Source organism: Nocardia sp. NPDC003482 (genome assembly GCF_053588115.1).
Genome location: NZ_JBSFPI010000005.1, coordinates 1 through 23,433, shown reverse-complemented (window position 1 = coordinate 23,433; position 23,433 = coordinate 1). Strand labels below are relative to the sequence as shown.

27 protein-coding genes and 1 pseudogene are annotated in these 23,433 nt (G+C 59.8%); 18 read left to right on the top strand and 10 right to left on the bottom strand.

Annotated features, from left to right (window positions below):
• Positions 1-31 precede the first annotated feature (31 nt).
• Positions 32-229, top strand: a complete 198-nt coding sequence (locus ACWDSJ_RS09230; RefSeq protein WP_450030488.1) for a hypothetical protein — start codon at positions 32-34, stop codon at positions 227-229.
• Positions 222-620 (top strand): hypothetical protein, encoded by a 399-nt coding sequence (locus ACWDSJ_RS09225; protein ID WP_450030486.1) that lies wholly within the window; start codon positions 222-224, stop codon positions 618-620. Before ACWDSJ_RS09230 ends, ACWDSJ_RS09225 begins: the two co-directional genes overlap by 8 nt.
• On the opposite strand, the gene ACWDSJ_RS09220 is transcribed toward ACWDSJ_RS09225, so the two are convergent.
• The 5 genes from ACWDSJ_RS09220 to ACWDSJ_RS09200 are packed head-to-tail and all read right to left on the bottom strand — an operon-like array spanning position 516 to position 4,411.
• Positions 516-1,640, bottom strand: a complete 1,125-nt coding sequence (locus ACWDSJ_RS09220) for a tyrosine-type recombinase/integrase (protein WP_450030484.1) — start codon at positions 1,638-1,640, stop codon at positions 516-518. The genes ACWDSJ_RS09225 and ACWDSJ_RS09220 overlap by 105 nt on opposite strands.
• The gene (locus ACWDSJ_RS09215) at positions 1,640-1,870 is read right to left on the bottom strand and encodes a helix-turn-helix domain-containing protein (RefSeq protein WP_450030482.1); all 231 of its coding nucleotides are present in this window, start codon (positions 1,868-1,870) and stop codon (positions 1,640-1,642) included. Before ACWDSJ_RS09215 ends, ACWDSJ_RS09220 begins: the two co-directional genes overlap by 1 nt.
• A complete protein-coding gene (locus ACWDSJ_RS09210) occupies positions 1,867-3,591 on the bottom strand; it encodes a replication initiator (protein WP_450030480.1) in 1,725 nt (574 codons plus the stop codon). The genes ACWDSJ_RS09215 and ACWDSJ_RS09210 overlap by 4 nt, the downstream gene beginning before the upstream one ends.
• Positions 3,588-3,941 (bottom strand): hypothetical protein, encoded by a 354-nt coding sequence (locus tag ACWDSJ_RS09205; RefSeq protein ID WP_450030478.1) that lies wholly within the window; start codon positions 3,939-3,941, stop codon positions 3,588-3,590. Before ACWDSJ_RS09205 ends, ACWDSJ_RS09210 begins: the two co-directional genes overlap by 4 nt.
• A complete protein-coding gene (locus ACWDSJ_RS09200) occupies positions 3,941-4,411 on the bottom strand; it encodes a hypothetical protein (RefSeq protein ID WP_450030476.1) in 471 nt (156 codons plus the stop codon). Before ACWDSJ_RS09200 ends, ACWDSJ_RS09205 begins: the two co-directional genes overlap by 1 nt.
• An 849-nt stretch (positions 4,412-5,260) precedes the next feature.
• Between ACWDSJ_RS09200 and ACWDSJ_RS09195 the strand changes: the two are divergent.
• From ACWDSJ_RS09195 to ACWDSJ_RS09160, 8 genes and pseudogenes are all read left to right on the top strand, one after another.
• Positions 5,261-5,479 (top strand): annotated as a pseudogene (locus tag ACWDSJ_RS09195) (winged helix-turn-helix domain-containing protein); the annotation flags it as partial.
• Positions 5,480-5,509: 30 nt separating this feature from the next.
• Positions 5,510-6,049, top strand: a complete 540-nt coding sequence (locus ACWDSJ_RS09190) for a GntR family transcriptional regulator (protein ID WP_450031017.1) — start codon at positions 5,510-5,512, stop codon at positions 6,047-6,049.
• Positions 6,049-6,567 carry a GNAT family N-acetyltransferase gene (locus tag ACWDSJ_RS09185; protein WP_450030474.1) on the top strand — a complete coding sequence of 173 codons (519 nt, stop codon included), beginning with the start codon at positions 6,049-6,051 and terminating at the stop codon, positions 6,565-6,567. Before ACWDSJ_RS09190 ends, ACWDSJ_RS09185 begins: the two co-directional genes overlap by 1 nt.
• Before the next feature lie 759 nt (positions 6,568-7,326).
• Positions 7,327-7,761, top strand: a complete 435-nt coding sequence (locus tag ACWDSJ_RS09180; protein ID WP_450030472.1) for a sigma factor-like helix-turn-helix DNA-binding protein — start codon at positions 7,327-7,329, stop codon at positions 7,759-7,761.
• 147 nt (positions 7,762-7,908) lie between these two features.
• Positions 7,909-8,805 carry an MBL fold metallo-hydrolase gene (locus ACWDSJ_RS09175; RefSeq protein ID WP_450030470.1) on the top strand — a complete coding sequence of 299 codons (897 nt, stop codon included), beginning with the start codon at positions 7,909-7,911 and terminating at the stop codon, positions 8,803-8,805.
• A gap of 21 nt (positions 8,806-8,826) precedes the next feature.
• Entirely contained in the window at positions 8,827-9,558 is a 732-nt protein-coding gene (locus tag ACWDSJ_RS09170) for a hypothetical protein (protein WP_450030468.1), read from the top strand.
• The gene (locus tag ACWDSJ_RS09165; RefSeq protein WP_450030467.1) at positions 9,555-10,358 is read left to right on the top strand and encodes a hypothetical protein; all 804 of its coding nucleotides are present in this window, start codon (positions 9,555-9,557) and stop codon (positions 10,356-10,358) included. Before ACWDSJ_RS09170 ends, ACWDSJ_RS09165 begins: the two co-directional genes overlap by 4 nt.
• Positions 10,359-10,375: 17 nt before the next feature.
• Complete coding sequence (locus tag ACWDSJ_RS09160) at positions 10,376-11,509, top strand: hypothetical protein (protein WP_450030465.1); 1,134 nt, start codon at positions 10,376-10,378, stop codon at positions 11,507-11,509.
• 62 nt (positions 11,510-11,571) lie between these two features.
• On the opposite strand, the gene ACWDSJ_RS09155 is transcribed toward ACWDSJ_RS09160, so the two are convergent.
• Complete coding sequence (locus ACWDSJ_RS09155; RefSeq protein ID WP_450030463.1) at positions 11,572-12,465, bottom strand: phosphotransferase enzyme family protein; 894 nt, start codon at positions 12,463-12,465, stop codon at positions 11,572-11,574.
• On the bottom strand, positions 12,462-13,778 hold the full coding sequence (locus ACWDSJ_RS09150) for an XRE family transcriptional regulator (protein WP_450030461.1): 1,317 nt from the start codon (positions 13,776-13,778) through the stop codon (positions 12,462-12,464). Before ACWDSJ_RS09150 ends, ACWDSJ_RS09155 begins: the two co-directional genes overlap by 4 nt.
• A gap of 272 nt (positions 13,779-14,050) precedes the next feature.
• Between ACWDSJ_RS09150 and ACWDSJ_RS09145 the strand changes: the two genes are divergently transcribed.
• From ACWDSJ_RS09145 to ACWDSJ_RS09115, 7 genes are all read left to right on the top strand, one after another.
• Positions 14,051-14,488 carry a hypothetical protein gene (locus ACWDSJ_RS09145; protein WP_450030459.1) on the top strand — a complete coding sequence of 146 codons (438 nt, stop codon included), beginning with the start codon at positions 14,051-14,053 and terminating at the stop codon, positions 14,486-14,488.
• 404 nt (positions 14,489-14,892) lie between these two features.
• Positions 14,893-15,588: a hypothetical protein gene (locus tag ACWDSJ_RS09140; protein WP_450030457.1), complete on the top strand. Its 696-nt coding sequence runs from the start codon at positions 14,893-14,895 to the stop codon at positions 15,586-15,588.
• Entirely contained in the window at positions 15,585-16,484 is a 900-nt protein-coding gene (locus tag ACWDSJ_RS09135; protein WP_450030455.1) for a hypothetical protein, read from the top strand. The genes ACWDSJ_RS09140 and ACWDSJ_RS09135 overlap by 4 nt, the downstream gene beginning before the upstream one ends.
• Positions 16,478-17,143 carry a hypothetical protein gene (locus ACWDSJ_RS09130; RefSeq protein WP_450030453.1) on the top strand — a complete coding sequence of 222 codons (666 nt, stop codon included), beginning with the start codon at positions 16,478-16,480 and terminating at the stop codon, positions 17,141-17,143. Before ACWDSJ_RS09135 ends, ACWDSJ_RS09130 begins: the two co-directional genes overlap by 7 nt.
• Entirely contained in the window at positions 17,143-18,177 is a 1,035-nt protein-coding gene (locus ACWDSJ_RS09125; RefSeq protein ID WP_450030451.1) for a hypothetical protein, read from the top strand. The genes ACWDSJ_RS09130 and ACWDSJ_RS09125 overlap by 1 nt, the downstream gene beginning before the upstream one ends.
• Entirely contained in the window at positions 18,171-19,082 is a 912-nt protein-coding gene (locus tag ACWDSJ_RS09120; protein ID WP_450030449.1) for a hypothetical protein, read from the top strand. Before ACWDSJ_RS09125 ends, ACWDSJ_RS09120 begins: the two co-directional genes overlap by 7 nt.
• 23 nt (positions 19,083-19,105) lie before the next feature.
• Complete coding sequence (locus ACWDSJ_RS09115) at positions 19,106-19,786, top strand: HIT family protein (protein ID WP_450030447.1); 681 nt, start codon at positions 19,106-19,108, stop codon at positions 19,784-19,786.
• A 151-nt stretch (positions 19,787-19,937) separates the two neighbouring features.
• Here the strand turns inward: ACWDSJ_RS09115 and ACWDSJ_RS09110 are convergent, their stop codons facing one another.
• From ACWDSJ_RS09110 to ACWDSJ_RS09100, 3 genes are all read right to left on the bottom strand, one after another.
• Complete coding sequence (locus tag ACWDSJ_RS09110; RefSeq protein WP_450030445.1) at positions 19,938-20,861, bottom strand: hypothetical protein; 924 nt, start codon at positions 20,859-20,861, stop codon at positions 19,938-19,940.
• Positions 20,862-20,870: 9 nt separating this feature from the next.
• Positions 20,871-21,557: a hypothetical protein gene (locus tag ACWDSJ_RS09105; RefSeq protein WP_450030443.1), complete on the bottom strand. Its 687-nt coding sequence runs from the start codon at positions 21,555-21,557 to the stop codon at positions 20,871-20,873.
• A 109-nt stretch (positions 21,558-21,666) separates the two neighbouring features.
• Positions 21,667-22,857, bottom strand: a complete 1,191-nt coding sequence (locus ACWDSJ_RS09100; RefSeq protein WP_450030441.1) for a hypothetical protein — start codon at positions 22,855-22,857, stop codon at positions 21,667-21,669.
• 382 nt (positions 22,858-23,239) lie between these two features.
• On the opposite strand from ACWDSJ_RS09100, the gene ACWDSJ_RS09095 reads away from it, so the two are divergent.
• Positions 23,240-23,433: hypothetical protein (locus ACWDSJ_RS09095; protein WP_450030439.1), on the top strand; the 194-nt coding region annotated here is incomplete at its 3' end.

Sequence of the window (23,433 nt, the reverse complement as noted above, 5' to 3'; positions counted from 1 at the left end):
CGAGCGGTTCGTCGCGGGCACCGGCGTCATCTTGGAACCGTCGAAGGGCATCGATACCTCGCTGTTCCGCAACCGCTGGCGGCTCAGACAACCCGACACCGAAGTGGTCGCCTGCGACTTCGCCAATCCCGTGGTCCATCGCGACCGCTCGGCCGTCCTGACCGGCTACCGCCTGCGGCAAATGATCCCGCATTCGACAACCCCGGCCGGAGGAGGCTGCCATGACTGACGACGCGGTCATTCGCGCGATGATCGACGTCGAGCGATTCCGGGACGCTCTACAAGTCGCGCCAGAGGTTGTCGAAGCCTATCTGCGCGCGGAGGGCTACGCCTGGGGCTACCAGGACGCGCGCGGGCCCGACGCCGTCGACACCGACCAGGCCACCGCGTTCGCACGCACTTACGCGATCACCGTCGCGGAGTTCCACCTCCGCTCCCAAAGCGGGCACATCTCCCCTGGTCAGTCGGTTATCCGCGTGTACATGTGCAATCCATGTGCAACACGCACCGGCGCGTTAGCGCATGAAGATCCCCGGAGGCAACAGCGCCGCATCTCCGTTGGCGGCCAACTCGCTCAGCCGTTTTGCGATCTCGCGATCACGGCCAGCAACAGCGTGTAGGTAGCGCGAAGCCGCCGCATCGGAGGCATGCCCAGCCCGCTTCTTGAGGTCGGCCAGCGTGGCCCCGGAAGCCGCCGACAGCGATTGCCCGGTGTGGCGCAAATCGTGGAAGCTGCCCTCAAACCCCACGATCTTCTTGGCGCGGTTGAACGCCTGCGAGATCGCATTTCCCCGCATCGGCAGGCCATCCTGGCCGACGAAGAACCGGTCAGGACCAGCCCATTCGTCCCGATGTTTCCGGAGGTACGGCAGCACATGCGGAGGCACTGCCACGGCGCGAACGCCAGCCGCGGTTTTCGGTGCCTTATCGAACTTGACCGGACTCTCCAGCAGCTCAACGCGATTCTGAAACACCCACACCACGCCCGCATCGGCGTCCACGTCGCTTGTCCGCAGTGCGCACAGTTCACCGCGCCGGAGTTCACACCACGCAGCCAGCAGCACGGCCGCCCGATACCGCGGGGTGATCGCGTCTACGAGCGCTTCCACTTTGGCTGGAGTCGCGATCGGCCGTTCCTTCGCTCGATCCGAACCGGCACCGCGCACCTGGCACGGGTTTGCCGAAATCGCTTTCTCGCGGACCGCGTTGTTCATCACCGCCCGCAGAAACCGGTACGACTGGGCAATCGAGGTCTTGCCGCCGGAGCCCGCCATCGCTTCCGCGTACCACTGCCGCACCACGGCAGGAGTGATCGCCGCTAACGGCATGTCGTGGAGCGTCACCATGTGCAAGCGCAGATTACGCAGGCAGGTCTCCTGCCAACGCGGTCCAATATCCGGCGTATCGCGAAGGTACTCCTTGGCGTACTCGCCGAACCGCTGTCGCCCCAAGCCCTCATCAAGCCACGTGCCACGACTGATATCCGTCTCTACCTGGACCAGCCAACGATCCGCATCGGTCTTGGTACGGAAAGTATGAGGTGCGTTCTGCCGCTTGCCATTTGGGGCAGGGAACGACGCTTGATACCGACCCGAGGGCAGCTTACGAACGTTGTCGAACCGACGCCGCTTACCCGCCATCAGGCCACCGCCCGCCCACCACTCCAGCGGACCCGGACCGGCTCGACCTTGCCCGCCTGGGCGTACGCCTCCAAGTCCGCGACCTTGAAACGCAAATGTCCGCCAACCTTGTAGAAGACCACCCGCCGCTCAGCCACCAACCGACGAATGAACCGCACCCCAACACCGAGGTACACGGCCGCCTGGTCGACATCCAGATACGCCGACCCCGTGCCCGTTCCCGTACTCATGCCACGTCCGATTCTGTCGAATCCTCTTGTGTTACAACGGTTTCCGTTTCACGTGGAACCAAAGATGATCTCTCCCCCAACGCGATCTGCGCCCTGTCGTACTGCGCGCGTTTGGACAGCTTGTCGTTCACCATGGCCAAGATCAGATGCTCACGCGGAGGGACGTTCGGGTCACCCGGCGACGCCGGAGAGATCGTCACCCGCTCCAGCTCCGGAGCCGAGATACCCGCCTCAGCGAGCCGTTGCCGAACGAAGTCGACCCGGTCGGCCTTGTGGTCGGCGAGATCCTTGCCGGTCCACTTGCGCGACACCAGCACCCGACGCCCCCGCAGGCCGAGCGTGTCCCGGCGGTGCGCCTTGCCCTTGCACACCCCCGGAATGGTCTTCGCGCCCGCGCCCTTCGGGACGATGCCGTAGCGGAACCACAACCCGCACGACGGGGAACACGGCGTGCGCTGCAACTCCGCGTGCAACCGGTCGTAATGATCGGCCGCCCTCTGGGATTCGGGTTCGATCACGTCCCCGATCGACTTCGTCAGGTACTTGGTCAGGTAGCCGATATGACGGCCCGCCTCCTCCGTGCCACCCAAGATGCCCTTCACGTCGATCTGCGACCCGAACCGCACCACATGCGCAGGCTCCAACTCATCCACCGCGTCCATGGCGTCCAAAGCCTCATCCCACGTCGGCACCGGCACCCGCTCCCCGCTGTCGGGGTCGATCCGGTCCGGGTCCACGAAACGACCGGCCTTGTAGTCCCAGAACGGCAGACGGCCCGGCGCGTACACCTCGCGGTCGAAATGCGGCCACCACACCTGGTGATACGTCGCCGCCGCGATCTCGCGAATCAACTGCCGCGCATCCGTGCCGCGGATACCCATGTGGATGTGCGGGGCACCGCGCCGTTGAGGTTCGACCGTGGCGAAGTACTGGATGTCACGGCCCGACGCCCGCCGATAGTTCTGCACGAACCGGTCGAACAAGGCCGCGAAATGGATGATGTCCCGCGCCGCCTGCCGGTAGTCGTAGCTGGCCGGGTCGATCGGTGCCCCGTCCGGGCCGACACGGCCGTAGGAGGGCAAGGTGAGGGTCAGGAACATCGACGGCCGGTACTTGCCCGCGTACACCCGCCCGACCGTGGTCTTATCCACCTTCCTACGCGGGAGGTCCGGGACCGCCTGGCGCCGCCTGGTCGACCGCTTCCGCGCGGTGCGTTCCCGCGGTTCCAGGGGCGGGAACTTCCCGCGGATACCCGAGGCGCGCAACTCGTGATCCAACTCCGCGACGAGTTCGGCGATCTCGCCCATGGCGTCGACGTCGCCCTCGGTCTTGGCCTTGCCGTACTCATCGACCAGCACCGCCCGCGCCCGGATCAGGTCGGTTTGCGCTTCGGTGGGTTCGTTCTTCTCCGTCACCGGTTCCTCCTCGATATGCCAGCCCTCCCGGCACTGCTGAATCCGCAGGCGCAACGCCCGTTTCGCGCACGCCGGACACACGCACTCCAACGTCGACTTACACGGCGCGCCAACATATTCCGTCGAACCATCCGGCCCGGTCGCCGTCATCACCAACGGCCGCTTGCACACCTCGAACCGGTCCGCGGTCGCCTGCGCCAACTCCACCAAATTCAGCCGCGCCCGACGATCCGCCGCCGTCGCACGCCGCGCGTCCTCGGGTTTCGTGACATCCGAAACCGGTTCCGTGACAACAGGTTCCGTCACGCGGCCACCCCCGACACGTCCAGCGCGTCCAGATCGACCGGGTTCGCCATGGTCGCCATCACCCACTCCGTCTCGGACAGGTACACCAGATCCACCGCCCGATCCGAGGGCATCCACAACGAGCAATCCCGCTCCCAGTCGTAGCCCGTCGCCAGCAACCCCATCCGGTTCCACCGGGTCGCCATCTCCTGGAAGTCGATCCCCTGCGCCTGGGTGAACTCCAGGAAGTCCGCCCCGACATCCGCGCCGACCCGCACCAGCCACATCAGCAACGGCCGCTCCCGCACCGGCAGCGCGTCCATCCCCAACAGCAGCAGCTTGGCTTCCAGCTCGTCCAGTTTCTTCGCCATCACAGCCCCCACCCCGGGACGTGCGCCATACCCGCGGCCGGGCGGTAATCCGGATCGCTCACCGCCACCCGACGCGCCCCATCCGACGGAGGGCGAGCCACCAGCCCCGCCGCCTCACGCAACTCCGCCGACGCATCCGCACCCAGCAACCGCGCCTGCCGCGCCGCCTCCTGCTCCGCGACCTCCGCGGCCGAGGGAGCCACCACTTCAGGCACCACGGCCAGCGGAGCCACCGGATCGCCCAGCTCCGCCTCGATCAGACCGCCGTAGCACCACCCGCACAGACCCACCTGACCGTCGATCCGCTGCGTGCCATCACACCGATCGCACTCCACCCAGAACGACCGCGCGTAGATCGACACGCACCGCGCCGACTCACACCACCGCTCACCGCAATACATGCACCAACCCGCGGCATTCAGCCGTCCCGGACGAAGCGCCTCCTGGGGCGCGATCCTCAATGCCTGCACGATGACCTCCCTGTTCAACTGGCTTAAGCCACTTTAACACTGGCTTGCGCCAGTTGGCAAGACTGGCTCGAGCCAGTTGATGGAGGCCGGAGTCTCGCGAACTACGCAGGAATAAGAGGTGTGCATGTACTACATAGAAAAAGGGTCCCCGCGCCATTGCGGAGACCCATTCGTTCTAGAGGTGGTTATTTAGCTGACAGGTCCGACTCCACGCGCCCAATAAGGGACAACATGCGGCTTATGTCCTGCTGACACAAACCGCGACGCCGAATGTGCCTCCAGCATACTTCCATATGGACCCCATATGCCATTAGGGCATGGGCCGCTGTGCTCACCGCAACTATTGCCCAACGTCACAATTGCCCATTGAGAATGGCTTCTTTTGCCTTCCTCGAGTTCCAATTGCTCAATAATCCCCTCTTTGTTCTGACCGGTATAGCTATTTAGTAGTTACGTCTAGGATCGGGCGTCACACGTCCCGCCTCGATCAAAGTTCGCCAAGCCGAATCCTTCCGCGGGCATTCGTCGGTACGGCATCCGCGATGGCTCTGCATGATCCTGTGAGCTTCATCAATCCCTAGCGGATGCTCGGGGGCCTCATGGGGCCACCCATCCGGCCAGTACCTCATGTCCGCAGCTCGCCGACGACCCTGTTCAGCCCGCAATTCGGCCTGTACGCGGTCTATGATCGCCTGGGCCGATGTCTCGTCCGGCTCAGCCTCCCTCCACCAGTCGAATCTTGCCATGTCACTCCTGCCGTAGTCGCGTCATGTGGCTTAAGCCAGCTCAGTGTAACGCTGGCTTGAGCCAGTTTCAATACTGGCTTGGACCAGTAGTAAGGTGGAGGGCATGACACAGCCGCCCAGGACACCACAGGGAAGCAATACAGCCAGTCGGCAAATTGCAGCCGAACTCCGCGCCGCAATCGAGTCCGGAGAAATTCAGCCGGGAGCCAAACTCCCATCAGAGCGAGAACTTGCAGCCTCTCATAGGGTTGCGCGTAATACGGCACGGGAAGCTATTCGGCAACTCGCTGAATCCGGATTAGTCACCGCGCAGCATGGACGTGGAGTTTTCGTTCGGAGTCGGCCACGGTTGATGAGATTCGGGCAAAGCCGATATTCTAAGAAGCTCCGGGATGAGACCGGCGTATCACCGTTCCATGCCGAAGTTCAGGCGCAGAAGCGCGTCCCGAACGCCTTTCTCATGGAAATCGGACGAGTTGTCCCGCCACCACCTGTCGCCGAGCGTCTCCACGTCGACCCCGACACTGCGAGTGTCGTACGGCGAGAGAACTGGTACTTCGCCGATTCAGAACCGATGCAGATCGGGGTGACGTTCATACCGTGGGAGATCGCCAAGGACTCAGTGCTGGGCGTCAGCGACGACTTGGGACCTGGCGACCTCTACGCACGGTTCGAGGACAAGGGACATCTGATCACTTACACCCGTGAGGAGGTCACCGCCAGAATGCCCACGCTCAAGGAGGCTCAGGGATTGATGCTGCCGGACGGTGTACCGGTCCTAGTTGTGCTGCATACTGGCTTGGACCAGAACCTTCACCCGTTCGAAGTCACGGAGTTCACCATGCGAGCTGACTATATGGGCCTGGATTACACGATGCGGGTTGACGACTGATGAGTCCAGCCGTCCGCCCGCGTGAGGATAGCGACCTGACCGAACTCGGGAAGGTTCTTATTCGTGTGCATGCGCGAGACGGCTACCCAGTCGAAGGCGTTTCCGATCCGCAAGCCTGGCTCACCCCGCCGCACGAGCTTGCGGCCTGGACGGCTCTGATCGACGGGCGGCCTATTGGGCACATCGCACTTACACAGGCCAGCCAAAATGACGACGCCGCCAGGCTGTGGCACCAACACACAGGACGAAGCCTCACCGAGCTAGCCGTTCTGGTGCGATTGTTTGTCGACCCCGAGTATCGCCGCTCTGGTTTCGGAACCCAGCTCATGGCCGCCGCCTACAACTACGCCACCAGCCGCGGCCTCGCGATAGCCTTCGACGTGATGCTGAAGGACCGTGACGCGATCCGGCTCTACGAGAAAATGGGATGCCAGCGAATCGGCACAGTCACTCACACCCACAGCGACGGCCAGGCCGAGCCCGCCGCTGTGTATGTCGCGCCGAGGCAATCAGCCTGACCTCGATCTTCGGAGCCCACCTCCGCCGCCGTGACGACAGGAACCGTTGCGGGGCAGCAACTTCCGCCCGCTCACTGACCCGAGCAGCGCGTAGCCAGCATCACCTGAAGCCCGACACGCGCCTTTCGCAGTTGCTGCCGAATTTGGCTATATAGGATCAAGGGGCGGCGCTGGCGCGCCGCCCACCGGTGCCGCCACGCGGCACCGCGCAGCACGGCACGGCCTCCGCAAGCTCCGGCCGCACCGTGGCCCGTTGGGCGCGTCGGCACCGCTTTGGCGACGTGGCAGAACGCCCCTACCCCCTATCCGCCTACTTTTGCAACGACCGAGCAGTGCTGGGCGCGCCGAGAGCCGTACCCCGACTGACCTCCCGCAGTCAGCACGCCGAATCCCCGCCCTCCAGCCGCGGCAACCGGCTGTGGTCCCGTTGCCTCAGCGCACGCACGAATCCCCCACCTTCCTCATGGCCCGATTGTCTCGCTCCGGTCGAACGAGTCAAGGACCACCTGCGGTGTCCGCTACGCGGTGCTCCGCATCCTTGACACGCCCGACCTCCACAGAGGGCGGCCAGTATGAGGAAGGTGGGGGAAGAGAAGTCAGGGGCCGCACCTGGCCGTGCGATCTACGTGCAACAGCTGTAGGCAAACAGCGGTCAGCGACGGCGAAATTGGGATATCACTCCGGCGCGACGACGTACGCGGATACTGGACTGACCAGGGCAGATACCGACCAAAGTTGGTCGGGGTTAGCGGACGGTACTTGAAACAGTGGGAGCCGGACTGGCTGAGCCAAGTGATCGCCAAGATCGAGGCTGCTCCGCTCCGTCGACCTGCGAGAACGAACACAAAAGTTGTTCAACCGCGACGGCTCGACCGTCGGCTGTCGGTCGACACGATCGCCGAGATAGCAGCGGCCTACGAGTCAGGGGCCTCAACAGCCGAACTCTGCAAGCGCTACGGTCTGTCGAAGGGCGGCATCCTCAAGCTTCTGCGCGAAGCTGACGTGAAGATGCGTCAGCAAGGGATGACCGAGGCGCAGACTCGCCAGGCTGTGCTCCTCTACGGCGAAGGGCACTCGTATGCAGAGATTGCTCGACGGCTTGGCAAGGCCAGGAGCAGCGTACGGGAGGCAGTACTCAGCCAGGGTGTAACACGGGGGCCGGTTTCTCGAAAGTCATCTGCAGATCGGTCTTGACGAGGTGTACCAGCGGGGGCGATCACGCGAAATTTCCATGCGCTAACTAATAGTCGGCGCTGACCGAGGCCAGGCATGTCGCGGATAGATTGCCCTACGGGGGATGAGTCACGGCGGGTGCCGCTCACCAGGGAGGATGAGTTAGGTATGCCTATCGTAAAGTCATTCGCTATTGGCAATGGCGACATGTACTACATTCGGCACGGCAGTGACAACTTCACGATCATCGACTGTTCGTTGCCCGATGACCGACTCGGGAGCATCTTGACCGAGATAGCTACCCAGTCCAAAGACAAGGGCATTACTCGATTCATTTCGACGCATCCCGATCAGGATCACATTGGAGGTCTCGCCGAGCTGGACGACATCCTCGGCGTCGGAAACTTCTACTGTGTCAAAAATGAAGCTACCAAAGAGGACGAAACCGTAGACTTCAAGCGATACTGCCTGCTTCGAGACGATCCCAAAAAGTCATTTTATCTCTATAAGGGCTGCAGTCGTCGGTGGATGAACCTCGACAGCGATGAGCGCAAGTCGTCCGGGCTCAGCATTCTCTGGCCAGACACTTCCGATGCCGATTTCATAAGCGCTCTTGATGATGCGGCGGCCGGCCTCTCTCCGAACAATATTTCCTGCATATTGCAGTATTCTGCACAGAATGGCCCTCGCATGCTTTGGATGGGAGATCTCGAAACCGATTTCATGGAGAAAATCGCGGACAAGGTAGCCATACCGAAAGTCGACGTGTTGTTTGCACCCCATCACGGCCGCACATCCGGCAAGGTGCCGAAGGGCTGGCTTGAGAAGATGGACCCTGGTCTCGTTGTCATCGGTGAGGCACCCTCCGAATACCTTCACTACTACGATGGCTATAACACCATTACTCAGAACTCTTGTGGCGACATCCTATTCGAGACGGATACCTACGAGGTACACATCTATGTAGGCGATAATGCCTACTCCGTCAATTTCCTCGATGACAGAGGGCGAGATCACAGCCACGGCCTCTACTACATCGGCACCTTGCCGTGTCATATCTACTAATTTGCGCGCAAAGGCTGGGTCGTGAGTCTTCTTGAACAAATAACAGATCGATACACCCGTACGGCGCGCTTCCTGCCCGCCGTCCTAGCGGTGCTGCCGATAATCGTTCTTGCGGTTACGACAGTTCCTGTAGTCGTAACAATTTGGACTAAAGTTGCCGTTTTTGCTACCTTTTGCCTGCCTTTCGTCGCGTCGCAGATTGTCCGTGATCGTGGTCTTCAAGTAGAGTCGATGCTGTTTCAGAAATGGGGTGGGCGGCCTTCGGAACAGATGTTGCGGTGGCGTTCAAGTACCACAAGGTCGGCTATCGCTCGTAGGCATAAGCTAGTAAAGAAGCATCTAGGCATTACGCTTCCCAACGAAACTGCCGAGACAGCTGATCCGCCAGATGCCGATGGCCTGTATGCTGCGGCGACTGCTGTGCTGCGAGAACGTACGCGAGATAGTAAGAAATTTCCTTTGGTATACGAAGAGAATATTTCTTACGGATTTCGCCGTAACGTCTACGCATGCAGGATTCCCGCAATAGTCACCTGCGGGCTCGCAGGGCTAGCTACCGCAATATTGGCGCACTTTTCGGTGGTGCCGCTCAGTTGGCAGCAGCAGACGGCGCTCATCGGCTTTGATGTCCTAGCCGCCCTCGGGTGGTGGCGCCTGTGCACGGAAGAGGCCGTTCGCCGCTCTGCTGAAAAGTATGCTGCTCAGCTGTTTACATCGCTGGAGACACTGAATCCAAGCGAGGTACGGGAGTGACTGGAACTGAGGAGTGGAAGCCCAGGAAGCCCCATTGGTGGGCGGACTGGTGGGTAAAAACAATCTCGGCAATGGTCGCAGTTTTCGCACTGATTGTCGGGATACTTGCGTATGTAAAGAAGCCACCCGCCACGCCCCCGCCGGTAGTTAATAACTATCTTCCAAATGTGAACGGCCTGGCCGGTCAAGAAAATCCACAAATCGACAAATCATGTAGTGACGACTCCAGCAACAAGGCAGGATGGGGTCCCGATCGCCCAGTCGTTTCCGGTCCTACGGTTCTGAACTGGCCATCAATAAACGCTGATACCGACAATCCGAACTACGGTGACGAAAGAAATTTCTATCGAGTGAAAGATGCTGGTAACACGAGCCCTGGAGGATGGTCTAACACCATTCAGGTTCAAAGAGGCAAAAAATACTTGCTTCAGGTCTATATACACAACAGTGCAGGAGATTTTGATTATATGGCAGCGAAGGGCGTCCGCCTTGCCATAAATCTTCCCGCATGCACTGGACGTAGGATATCCTCCGCAGCTTTCGTGACCTCTTCTAACTCATATCCAGGCCAAGTTTGGGGTGGAGTAACCTTCACATCCGACCAAGATTTCAATGTGGCTTACTATGACGGAAACGCAGCCGTCCTAAACAACGTAAATCCTAATCCTGGCTTCAGTATCCCCGGCAACGACTTCCTGACTTCAAAGGGGCAGCTAGTGGGGTTTGATCAGATGGACGGAATAGTCCGGGGAGGCTACAAGTATAGTCTCTTCTTCACTTTTACCGTGCTCGTACAGTAATATGCGATAATGAAAGAATGTCAGATGCTCTCAAGCCGGCAGATAACGACAATGCCTTTGAAATAAGAATAGGCGCCGCTGATGTCATGGAGGACGTTTACAAATACCGCTTGATGTCCATCTTGGCGAAGCACGGATCGCTAATCGAGTATGTGAAGGACCGGGCGACCATCGACCTCGGCCTGCATTTCTATCGAGCAGGCGTAGGGACTGACAAGCTCCTGGGCAGCTCTCGCATCTGGATGCAATGTAAAGGCATTAACTCCTCGAAACTATCAAAATTGGATGTAACGAGACTTGGTTATGTTCCGGTAAAAGGACTAAATACGCAACATATCGCCTACTGGTATGCAGCTCCAGAGCCTGTCTACCTCGTCGCGTATGTTGAGAGTCTTGACGACTACTTCCTACAGGATGCCCGTCGTCTCGTGGATGAACAACTCGGCTCCAGCGGCATCGGTCGAATTGCGAGGGAGCATAAAACGACTACACTCAAGATATCGCTTGAGCATAGTCTCAAACATTTCCTCGACGATGTTCCGAGTCATCAGAGCGTGAGAATTGACGACAAGCCCTTTCGCGGGCGAGCCCTCGGACATGGAATTGACCCGCTTCGTAGTTCATTTAAGAGTCCCGAGCCCAAGTTGTTTGAAGACATAGCGCTGAGCTTGTTGAATGATCATGGATTTGAGGAGACCGAATCCGTCTTCGCAGATGGCCTATTCGCGAATCCTCTGGGTGCACTCACTATCCATCGCGGCATTCTTCATTCAACTTATGAATGGACTTCGCCTTTCTTTACCCAGTTTGGATTTGATGAAGGCTCTGACTATAGGGTCGAGTCGCGCCCATTGCATGCCCAGGGCGATGTAGTTGTCATCATCCACTCCGAAGTTTTAGAGCGCCCTCGGGCGACCCCCCTTTTATCAGAGTTGATCCAACGGTGGACGAACGAGGATGTCGTGCGAGTGCTCGTGATGTTTAATGCAGGAGATGATGCAAAGAACATTGGAGCATGGCGATCGGCAATCGGAGCTCTTTGCGTTGTTCCGCAAGGTATGGACAGTCTAAGCTACAATATTTTAACTTCGCTTACCGCATTCCGATCATATTTCGGTCAGCTTGAGCCTAGCTACATTAACTATCGTTAACCAAATCTGCATCCGATATTTCCGCTATTGCGCTTACGCGACGAGAGTCGTTTCTCTGTACCTCAGTACTCGGCTTTCCATTCCAGCCACGGACGTTCCCCATGCTTTCCGCGCAGGCAAGCCACCCTGTACGTGGCCTGCTCCCGGAGCCGCGGTTGTTCAGCGGCAAGCTGCGCCAACCACGTCGTCATTCGGAACTCACGAACGTCGCGTAGCAGCTCGAAGCCTTCCCACTCCATGATGTCGTGTCCGTAGGCCGTCACGAACTCCCGGTACTCAGCCGCGGTAATCCATCCGCACGTCGCGAAGTTGACCGCCGTCTGCACGGTGTCCCACTCGGGCGGGCCGACGCAGAACCGCTCAAGATCCAGCAGGATCGTTCCGCCATCGTCGGCCGTGACAATGTTTCCTTCGTGAGCGTCGCCGTGAATCGCGCACCACGGCAAACCGGGCGGCAACTCGGACCATCGCTGCTTCATCGAATCGAGGTGCTCACGCATCCAGATGTGATCATCCTCGGTGAGGCTCGGCGACGCCTCGATGCGTTTGTCGAGACGGACGAACGGCTGCACGTCCTCCAAGCCGATTCCCTTCGGCGCAGGCAAGCTATGAAGCTGACGCAACATGGTGCCCATGACATCCGGCCGGCTGATGCCGTGCGGGGGCAGCTCATGCCAGAACACCACTGGCCGATCATCTACCAGCAAAGGCTGCTGGTCGTAGTCGCGAATCACCTGCACTGCCCTGACGCCGGACTCCTCCAGCCACTTGGACACCGCTACCTCGCGCCGAGCAGCATCGAACTGTCCGGGCCGCGAGATTCGCGCAACCACGCCGCCAGGCAATCGGTAGACGGCGTTCTCGTTCATGCTGATCACTTCGGCGCTTTCGGCGGACAGACCAACTGCCGTGCACGCTGCTTCGAGGACGGCGCGGGTTTCAGCTTCCGGGCTCATACAGCAGCTATACCACCAAGGCGTTGCCGAAGGTCGGCGACAGGGTCCAGCCTGCGGTGCGGCGCCGCTAGCGCGTTCAGTTCCCGCAGATACCAACCCGCCCGCTGCGACCGAACATGGGTTACATCGTCCAGCGCGGCCTGTCCGAGCACCGCGGCCTCCTCGGGTTCTCCCGTGGCCATCACGAGCGAGGTGAGTTTCAAGCTGGCGAAAGCGCGGGACCGCACGTAGTTATCTCCATGCCCGTCAACGGCCGTCTGAAGGCGTTTGCGTGCTTCCGAGACGAACCGGCCGTGAATCGCCAAATCGTAGAGGGCATGTCCCGTATCGCCGCCGTGCTGAGCCTCGTCGTAGTACGCCATCCAGATCGGATCGTTTTCGCGATTGCTATTGCTGAACTCGTCATCGGCCTGTCCCACGGCCCGCACCGCATCATCGACGCGCTGCAACTTCGCCAAAGCTCGTGCCCGCACGGTGTGCAGGTTGGCGCGCTCGGTCGGCGTCAGCATATCGGCGCGGACGAGGGCCAGCTCCGCGAACGTGAGTCCGGTGTCCGGGTCACCGCACCAAATCGCCTGACGAGCCATGCGTGACAACACTTCTGCCCTGAGATGCGGGTTGCCAGCGTGCTCGGCACACGTTAGCGCAAGTTGCATCATCCGTCGGGCGTCATCGTGAGCGAAGGCGTCGAACGCCATCCAGGCCGACGTGTGCCCGAGGAAACCGACAGCAGTAAACAGGTCCGCCCGATTGCTCGCCGAGCAGCGCGCGTTCAGCAGGTCAACTGCATACGCCAGCTGTGCCGCGACTGCTTCGCGGACCAGCCCACCGCCGTACGTGTTGTCCCAGGTGCTGAACACGCGCGCCGTATTGAGTACCTGCTGGACCTCGGTCTTCCCCACCAACGAGGGAACCGGGGTAGGCTGCATGACCGTCGCCAACTCCTTAAGCGGCGTCGGCATGGCGAACGCTGCCGCCGTGCCGAGTGCCACACGGAAAAAATCGGAGCGGCGCACTGGTTCCTCCTCGGGTAGATCAGAGACCAGCGTCAGGGGTGAGCGCTGGTCGTAAAACCCCACGTCATGGTCGGATTCGACCTTGAAGACGTAGCGGAATGCCTCGCGGTAGCGAGGATTCGGCCAGGTTCGTTCGCCTCGTAGATACCGGCGGATTGTCTCGTCGGTATAGCGGCCGGGCTTGCCGCCGCACTGCTCGACACGCGCGTTCAGCAGGTCAGCCAATTGCTGCTGCTTCATGTTCGCCTCGCTCATGAGGCGCTGCAGCTTCGCATTGGGCACCAAATTTTTAGTCACATCCGCCTCCGGGTGCGGGTGCCGTCGGGCCTTTCGGATTAGTCGAAGGTTACGCCGACCGGCGGTTTTTGGCGCGAAACCCCCTTTCTACCCCCCGTTTTCGGCCCCGGAGCCCCCCGTTTAGCGCCGTTCTAAACGGGGGCGACGGGTGGGCCTTCCGGCCGTTCGCGATTGGGGCGACGCTTCAATCGGCACCTGACGCTCGGGGTTGCCGCCCCTCCGCGCTACCTCGACCGGTAGGTGCCACCTACCTATCACCCAGGGGTGGCCGCATGCAGACTGATTTGCAGCTCGTCGCACAACCGACCGCGGTGCGGTGTGTGCGGGACCTCGTGCTGGTCCGACTGCCTCAATGGGGCCTGAGCCACATCGCGGGCGTAATAGAGGCGCTGGCAACTGATCTGGTGAGGAGCCTGGTCTCGACGATCGGTTCGGCGAGACCAGCGCATACCGAAGCCGATGACGCCGTCCCGCTGATCCGTTGCGTGCTGTGGTTTCGGAGCGGCGTGGTCGGGTTCGCAGTCGAAGACCCCACGGTTGTTGCCATCCCGATGCCGCCGGCCGCGCCGGTGTATCCGACAGTCCGATGGGATGAAACCCGACTCCCTATCGGCAAGGCCACCTGGTTCATCGTGCCGGTGCAATCGACCAATTCCATTCCCTGGCAACCAGTTACCTCCCCAACCACTAGGAGGTTCCGCCATGTCTGAATGGTGTCACCTACGTGTGCAGTTTGCGGACTTCCCGCCTCTCGACTACCGGGCTGAGCGTGATGTCGCATGTCGGTTCGCGCTGGCAGCGCCATCCGTGGGTGCCACCGCCGTTCTTGATGACGAACTCCGGGATGACCTCCCGCCCCTGCCATGCGCCCGGCTCTGGCGATGGCCTTGACCTACCGGTTGTACATCTCTACATCGAAAAGAGTTGTTGCCCATGCCATTTAACCTCTCATCACTTGGAGCCTTCACCGTACCGCCAGTCGAAGCACGGCCGAGCCAGTCGCTGCCGGAGAACGTCACCGATGTGATGCCCCGCCAACGTTGCGTATGGATCACGCCAGAAACACCGCATCAGTTGCAGACGATCCCTCTTCACGGCGAAAGGAATCCCGCCCATGATCGTTGATCTTGCGAATGCCCCACTGGCACCGAGTCTTTGGGGCAACAAAGCAGCCCAGTTGAGTCAGCTGGCAACCGAAGGACTGCCCGTGCCTCCCGCCTTATGTCTGCAGCCAGGCGCGTTGACCGGGCTGTGGCGAGGCCGCATCCTCGACCACTGGTTGGAGGCGCTGGTTTCCGATCGCGTCGTGCTTCGCTCCTCAACCGAAGCAGAGGATCGAATGAACGAAGCCGGTGCGGGCCAGACTGTCTCGCTGACGGATCTGCCGAGGTCGTCTGAACATCTGATCCGGGTTATCGAGCAGGAAATCGAGCCGGATCTGAACCGCTACAAGGGCGGGCGATGCTGCATCCTTCAAGAACAAATTCCGTGCGTCCTGGGCGGCGTCGCATTCATGACGACGGAATCGCTTGTCGTGGAAGGAAGTTTTGAGTCGTCGTGGGCCACGACGAGTGGCGAGGTTCCACAAGTGCGGCTGGTTTCGCGTGGGGGCGTTCGTGATTGGGAGTTCGTCGACCATGAGAACGTGCAGTATCAGCGGTTCGCGCTGCAGATCGAAAGCCTGAGCGCTCGGACCCACGCAATCATGCGCACACCCGTGGACATCGAGTGGGTGTTCGACGGCCGGACGACGTTTCTGGTCCAAGCGCGGCCGGTCACCGCGCCGCTGAATAGTGAGGCAAACACATGACGATCACGAAGGCCGAAGCCGTCGCGCTCTTCCAGCGGCTCCATCTCGACGGCCTTCCCGCATTTTTGCTGCAGCTTCCGTGCGCCGACCCGATTGACGTCATTCGAGAGCAGTTGCCCAACACCACCTGCTTCACACTGCGGGCCTGCGGCGTGGGCGAAGACCAGAACCTTCCGCGGATCGTCGGCTGTGATCTCGGTGAGGTCGAGCCCTGGTTGGCCGAAGCTGTCCTTGATGGCGTCGCGACCGTCGTCGTGCAGCCCTATGACGACCTCATATTTTCGGTCGAGCTGGTGGCGACCGATCGCCAGTACGTGGCGGAATTGATCCCCGGCATCTGGGAGCTGGATAACCTGGCGGAGCCGACCACGCTCATCCTCACCCCGTCGGACGAAATTTCCGTCCGCCTTCGCGGGCCGGTAGCTGCACAGCCAGCCAAGTACTGGACTACCCACCAAGGCTACGTCACGCAGTACGCGCGGGTTGAGGACTGGCAGCTGCGCGATGTGGTTTCGTGGATCGGCGAGAATGCCGGCGAGCTTCAGCAGCTCAGACGAACCGTGGGCGCCAACGTCGTTGGTGTCAAACTGCACTACTCCCGCCGGTTCGGATTGAGCCCGCAAAATATCCGAACCACCGGCCTGGTGGTACCGGCTGAAGCACAGCCGACCGCGCCCGCACATGTCCCGCTCATCACCAATACCAAGCAGATGATTCCGCGAACCGAAGCCGTTCGCCTGGCAGTCGGCATCGGCCGAGAACGCGCGAACGAACTCCTGAAGTTCGCGAACAGCCTCGCATCCGCGGACGTCGGCATTGTGTACGTCCGCTCAGGTCTTCTCTCCCATATGGCAATCACCTTGCGGCAGCGAGGCTTCGAAGTAAGGCGATGGTGATGGATTGGATTTCGATCGACGGAGTAGACGGCGCGGGCAAGACTGCCCTCACCCGCCAGCTGCAGGGTTTCGACCTGAAGCGCACCCGCGTGCTGGTACGCGACGACAAGCCGGAACAGGCGCTGGACAGCTCCTTGTACGTGAGTAAGCGGTTGATCGCGCTCCGCGAATTGGTATGGGACTACGACCCCAAGGAGGAGGTATGGGAATACGGGACACGCTACTGGCTGCACAGCCTTGCCAGCTGGTTCTGGCTCTATTACGAAACCGTCATCACGCAAGCGGGCCGCGTCGCCCCCTTCGTCGTTACCGACGGCTGGGCGATCAAGCATTGGGCACGTTTCCGCATGCACGAATCGCCAGCCATACGCGAGACCGCCGACCGGGTGTTTCGTGAGCTGCCGTGGCCTGACCAGACGCTGCTGCTACCGCCGGGTGTCATCGCGGGCGACGGGCCGGTGAAGCAGCTCAAGCCGTCCGAACTCGGTGCGTTTCAGACGGGCGGTGCCACCAGCTTCGACAGATACCAACAGGCGACGTGGAGCCATATACGCGAGCTGGCCGAGGACATCGACGACGAGCTGACCGACGTTCGGTACGCCCCGTCCGGTGAGATGTTGAACGCCGCAGGCTTTTTACATCTGTTCGGAGTCAGCTGATGGTGACGCAGCTTGTTTCGCCGACACCGCCGGCCGACCACACGATGGACCATCAGCTCCACCGGTATGTGCTACCGAAGGTGCCGGATCTTGACTTGTCGGGAGTGCAGGCGATCAAGGTGTACGGCTCGCAATCGCTATCGCTCCTCCTGAACGCGAAACCGATTGAGAGCAAGCAATTTAACTGGCGGCGACCCGAGTTCGTCAGGGTCGGCCGAGACATTCATTGCGTCACGTCGCCGGGCCGTGACTACAGCTGGCACTACGCCAACCTCGTGGCCACTGCGGGGCTGATGCGAAACAAGCACGTGCCCGTGCTCCTCACCCAGCCACGCCGGTACGACGTGGAAAAGTTCATCGGCCGTCTGCTGCCGCAGTCACTCCCGCCTGTGGATTTGGTCATACTCGGCTACGTTCAGCAACTCTTCCGTCGGGAAGCCGCACAGGTGCCGTGGAGCGGATGCCACGGCTTCGGATGGAAACGCATCGAGGTGTCAGGGGCAGCGGTACTCCTGCTCGGCTGTGAGTTCAGCTACTGGGGCGATTTGGCCGGAAGTCTGGCGGCTGCCCTCTTCCGCGGCGGCGTCACGTCGTGGGTGATGTACGTCGGCAAGCTCGGGTCGTTGGATGCCAGCCTGATGCCGAACCAGTGGCTCGCCACAGGACAAAGCTCGGTGGTCGACGGCTCGCCGGTCAGCTGGCGCGGGCATCTCCAGCACATGAACCCCACGGCTCGACTACTGCGGAATGTCTGTCACGTGACAATGCCCTCGGTGATCGACGAGACGAAGCAATGGGCGGCCGAAGCGTCGCAGCACGCTCAGGTAGTTGACCCGGAAATCGGGTACATGGGGCGGGCCGCCGTTCGGGCTGGCGCGTCGTTCGACTACTTGCATCTCGTCACGGATAACCTCGTCAAGGATTTCGACCAGGGCCTGTACGACGAACGCTCGAAAAGTATTGCATCGCAACGGAAAACACTACTGCTCGAAGCTGAGCAAATGATACGAAGGAGTATAATTCAGACATGCTGAGGGGACCTTTTCTGTATTGCGGATTGAGCTGGCGTGAAGACGGCCAGTGGTTCCATGAGGCGATTTCGTCCGACGGAACGGTGGAGTTTTGGCCGGGCCAAAACAACCGGCTGGCGTTTCGGATCGAAGACGAAAAGCGCTGGTGCCTTGGCTATTTCACGTTTGAGGCGGGCGCGGGCACGCGCCAGCCGTGCGCGAACCGCGCTGAGCTGAAAACCGGCAAACAGTGTGATCGGTGTCGCTATCTCGAAGGCTTCGGCGCGGTACATCAACACCTCGGGAACTTGGAGGGGCTGCCGCCGCAGATCCGCGACTACATCGCGCAGCCACACCTCCTCTACATCGCCTGTTTCGGCAACAAGGAGTGCAAGGTGGGCACCGCTGCCCTCTCGCGCCGCAACGCGCGCCTGTACGAGCAGGGAGCGATCCTGGCGCGCATCGTCGCCAGCTCGCCGGATGGCCTGCACGTGCGCCAGCTGGAGCGAGCTGTGTCGGCCGCTGGATTCAAACAGGCCATGACGAGCAATGCCAAGACGGTGGCGCTCACCGGCGCGCTCGAAGGCTGGCAAATGCTGGAGAGCGCGCTTTCCAAGGCAGCCGCCCAAGCCGTGAGCAGCCTGCCGCCCGAAACCTCTGTCCTCTACGACACATGGACCGGCGGCGAGTGGTTCTACAACAAGCTGCTGGAGTACGGCCGGATGCTGGAAGCGGTGCCACCATCAGGCGGCGCCGGCGAGCATGTCATCGACGCTGTAGATGCCCTCGGACACACCCTGCTCTGCCATGACGGCGATGGATCACCTGACCTCGTGCTCGTGAACGAAGCGCCGTTCGTCGGCCGCATGATCACACTGGACGACTCGATCGAAAATAAGCCCGCTTCCGCACAGGCCAGCCTGTTCTGACCGCTCACGACAGGAGCACCCCAGTGACAGCACTGGAGGAAATTTGCACGTTCTGCTGCGAAGTTAGCGGCGGGTCGGCATCGAATTTGTTCTACGACCTCAACATCACTGAGGAAGGCAGCCGCGCCTACATCCTCGATGAGACAGAGCATTTCGTCGTATTCCCCTGCATCGGCGCGCTGGTGCCGGACTACGTATTGGTGGTGAGCAAACGACACGTGTTGTCTGCCGGATGGTTCGACGCCGCGGAGCAGGCCGAGCTGCGGCAGCTCCTCACGCGCTGGGCTGGCCGGCTTCGCGGCACGGCCGACAACGTTGTGCTGTTCGAGCACGGCAGTTACGACTTCCGCGATAAGGGAGGAGCCTGCTACGACCATGCCCACATCCACCTGATCGCCACAGCCGCGCAACCCGAGGCGTTCGTAAAGGCCGTCGCCGAAGACGTTGTGCTGCGACCGTGTGACGACTGGATCGAGGCCGCCACAAGCAGCGTGCGACGAGATGAACGGTCGTACCTCGCGATGAGCACGGCCTCGCAGAGCTACATCGGCAACTCACGCCAAGCTCGCTCGCAATTCTTCCGACGACACCTCGCACAGTGGCTGAGCGCGGAGGCCGGGAGTTGGGATTGGCTGGTGTACCCGGAAGTGGAGCGCGTGCGGAGCATGATCGAGCGTCACGGGCACTCGTGGGTTCGTGAATAGCGGGTGGGCCTGGTACGTTCGGGCGGTCAGTACCTGAGCGACCAGCGAGGGACGATGCCCCAACCAAGCCCCGAGCCGTCAGCGGCTCGGGGCTTGGTTGATTTTCGATGCCAAGGATGTGATGAGTGGCGCGATATGTGCTGGGCAAACCTTAGAATGCCCACTCCGTCGGCCAATCGTAAGGGTCTATGAAAAACGAGAGATAGCCATGTTCCACGGGAATGTCCGCAAGGAGTGTGAAACGCTGAACCGAACGCCGTGGAATATCCCGTGGACCATCCAAGACCGCATCGCGAAGACAGTCAGTGCCCGCGTTCTCGCCAAGGTCCGCCGTCTTCCCGTCAAAAGATATGACGGTAAAGTTTCGCCGAGCAAGGAGGTTGACATCCTGGAGTCCGATTTCATCCCCACCTGCCACCTCAAAGTCTAGTCGAACAAAATAGCCGTGCTTCGGGTGTGGAACACGGTCCTGGACACTTGGATCGCAGGTATTTACTTCGCTGATATCCTGCAGCTTGACGTTCGCCGATGTCACCTTCTTTCCATCCGGTAGCGAGCTACTTATCGGGATTTCGGTGCCACGATTGATCAATGGATTGCCGCGTGGCGAAAGGTCTGGACCGCCGAACAGGTTTTCGGCTGCAAAGAGCCATTTTCCCCATGACGAAACTTCCGGGTGACCGTTCGCAATACTGGTGTGACGAGTGGTGACCGCGATGCCGAAGAAGGCTACGACGATGATGACGACGAGCGCGACGGTGATTTTTATCCCACGTCGTGTCCAGACCTGCTGAGGTGTGATCCGGCCGCGAGCGATGAGTTTATTGGTATTCTCCTCAATGGAGGCGACCAGCTCATCCCTGACCTTGCCATCGGGATAACGCTCCAGCATTTCGAGATCATGCTGGATCGCTCGGCGCAGCTTAGCATTATCGCCGAAGTAGCGCTGTTTCAGGTAGTAGTTGACCTCAGCGCGTACTTTATTGTTATTCCCAGTGAGAACAACATGAGCTGCTTGGAATTCAACCTTTGAAGCCTGAGCGTTGACGACGGCTTCTCTTCGTCTGATTCTCACGACCGGCGATCACCAGTTGTTGAATGTCGGGTTTGTTGTTATGTTGTCGCCAGTAAATACTTGCGCTGCCTTGTGGATTGTCACATTACCTTTGCTATAGTCGGGAGCTGTTGCCGATTCGGGATCGCCCGCAGGTTCGGCGATGTCCGCAGAATCATCGGAAGATGCTTCCGCCTGTTCATCGCTACCGTCGTTAGGAACAATCTTGAGTAGGTGCTCAGCCATCTTTTCCCTCATCTCTTCTACGATGCTATGAAATCTTTTATCTTCTGCTTTTCTATACTTTTCTTCTTTCGGATACATCCCGGTTTGTTCGCGCACATAGCGCGCCAGTCTGGCATGTAATTGCCCCCTGTATCTTTGAATAGCTTCTTTGGCTTCTGACGTAAGGCGGATATTGAATAAAATCCGCGCTGCTTCTTGCCAACTCAACGTATCTCGCATAGCTCCTGACAAGCTGTGTGTCGGCAAGCTGCTAATGGCGTCTTCGAGCACCCAGTTGATCGCCTCGATCCGCCGATTCTCGTCAGCCCACATCTGGGATCGCAGTCGCTTCACGATAGGAAAGAAGTCGGGGAGATCAAGCGGACCCTGGTCTTCAAGATCAACGAATGCTCGACTGGCACCGCCACGCAGACGCAGCTGGCCAAGCTGATCGACCAGACGCTTGAACCGGAATCGGTAGTCGGTGGGCACGGATGGCTGCACCATAGAAGTATCTCACCGGAGCAGGCTGCTTGGCTCACGGACGGCAATCGTCCCAGGATTTTGTGATGATGTATGTAGCAACCGGGCTGAACCCATCCTATGAAGGTTCTGCGTCGCGGGCGTCGTCACTAGCGAGGGCCTCAAGGACATAGAAATATCCATTTGCAAAATCTCCGGAATGATTAAACTCATCACGCAAAGTCTTATATAAGCCCGAGTGTATTCCATTTATCCGGCGGGCAACCTCGCGGAGACCATAAGCACTACGGCGCGCCTCTATCAGCGCCGGAAATAGTTCTGGATCTTTGGTGATCAGTGCATCCATTGCCGCGCCTGGGTAAGACGAAGCAGAGAGAACGGGATTGCCGTCAGAGCTTTCATACTGGAAGTACTTGGACGGTACTGAAAAATCGAACCCTGTCTCCTCAACCCTCCCAGTCACTGTCTCTTTTTCTAGTTTGGCCAAGCCTCCTGTAAAGCCAAGTTCATCTGTCAGGTACTTCGCCCGTATCTGTTCGGCAAAAGCTTCTTCCAGGAATGTTCCGGTGGCGTCGGGCACGCCCTCATCTTCGTTAATGTCTGCGGAATAACTGTGAACCGTTTGGCCTGAGCGGACAAAGGTGACACCCAGAGCCTGCTCATCATCTTCTCCTTCGACGACGACTCTTGTATCTGGCCGCCTGCCGGAACTGTGTGCTAGTTCATGTACGATGATTCCCTCGGTGTACTCTGGACCGTTAAACTCTTCAAATTCTCGGTTACGGAATACAAAGGCTATATCTAAGTCGTTCCTATACCACCCGCGGTGATCGTGCTCATCATCCAATACTGGCACCGGACCTTCGACTTTCTCAAGAAACCGTCGCAGCTCTGCTTTCCGAGATTTATCAATGACAACTAGCGGAGCCCGCCGGAGCCCGAGTTCATCAAAGAAGTTATCGACACGCTCGATGTTAAGACCTTCAATATCTGACGTGAATCGTTCGAGGATTCTCTGACGTCTCCAATCAAGTACATCGCTGATCTTTTTGTCGGCGCCCGACGGCTGCGCTATGGCTTCAAGAACTTTTGCTCCAACTCCAGGAGCCCGGAAATAGTGAAATCTGTGCTGTTCTTCGGCTACATTTTCCGCTTCTACATGCGGTTGCCTGTCGGCGTGAGTGTCTAGTGATTCGTGATGTACCATATTCAGTTTTGTTTTATTTAGTTGTACTACTACATATAACACATTCGCCGCTAAATAGCAATATGCAACGAAATCTGCAAGGGGTTTATGCAAGGTTTCCACCCGGTTCCCACCAGCTTCATGCCCCGATTTCCGGTTCCCGCCCGGTTAGTACCGTCTGCGCTCGATTTGGCCGCATTCGGTGCGCTACAACAAATGTGGCTCCTTCAACCGGGCCAACCGCGAACTTTGAGAACTACACAGTGTGAGGGACCGCAATGGAACCAACAGCCTTCACGGTGTGGGCCTATGCCGCCTTGAGTTTCCTGATCGTTCGGCCTCATGTCCTGCGCGAGTTGTACAAGCTCCCGCGCTTCGACGAACAGCCGGAAAAGCAGTGCAAATGCTGCTGCAGGTGCAAGAAGACTCTCGGGCGCAGTAGGCCCGCACCGTACAACAACCATCCGATCTCTACGAAAAAGAAGAGGAAGAAAGGTGGTGCCCGATGGGCACGAAGATGACGGTCCAAACGACGGGTATCGAGATCGAAGATTCTCTGTACCCGGTCGTTCCGGGCACCGATGATGCCCGCGTGGCCGGCGAAGTGTTCACCCTGGTCCTGACACAGGCGTTGAGCCTGTATCGCGATCTGAGCACTGTGCTCGCCGAATGCGACGAGCGGGCACCCGCCACGGTCAG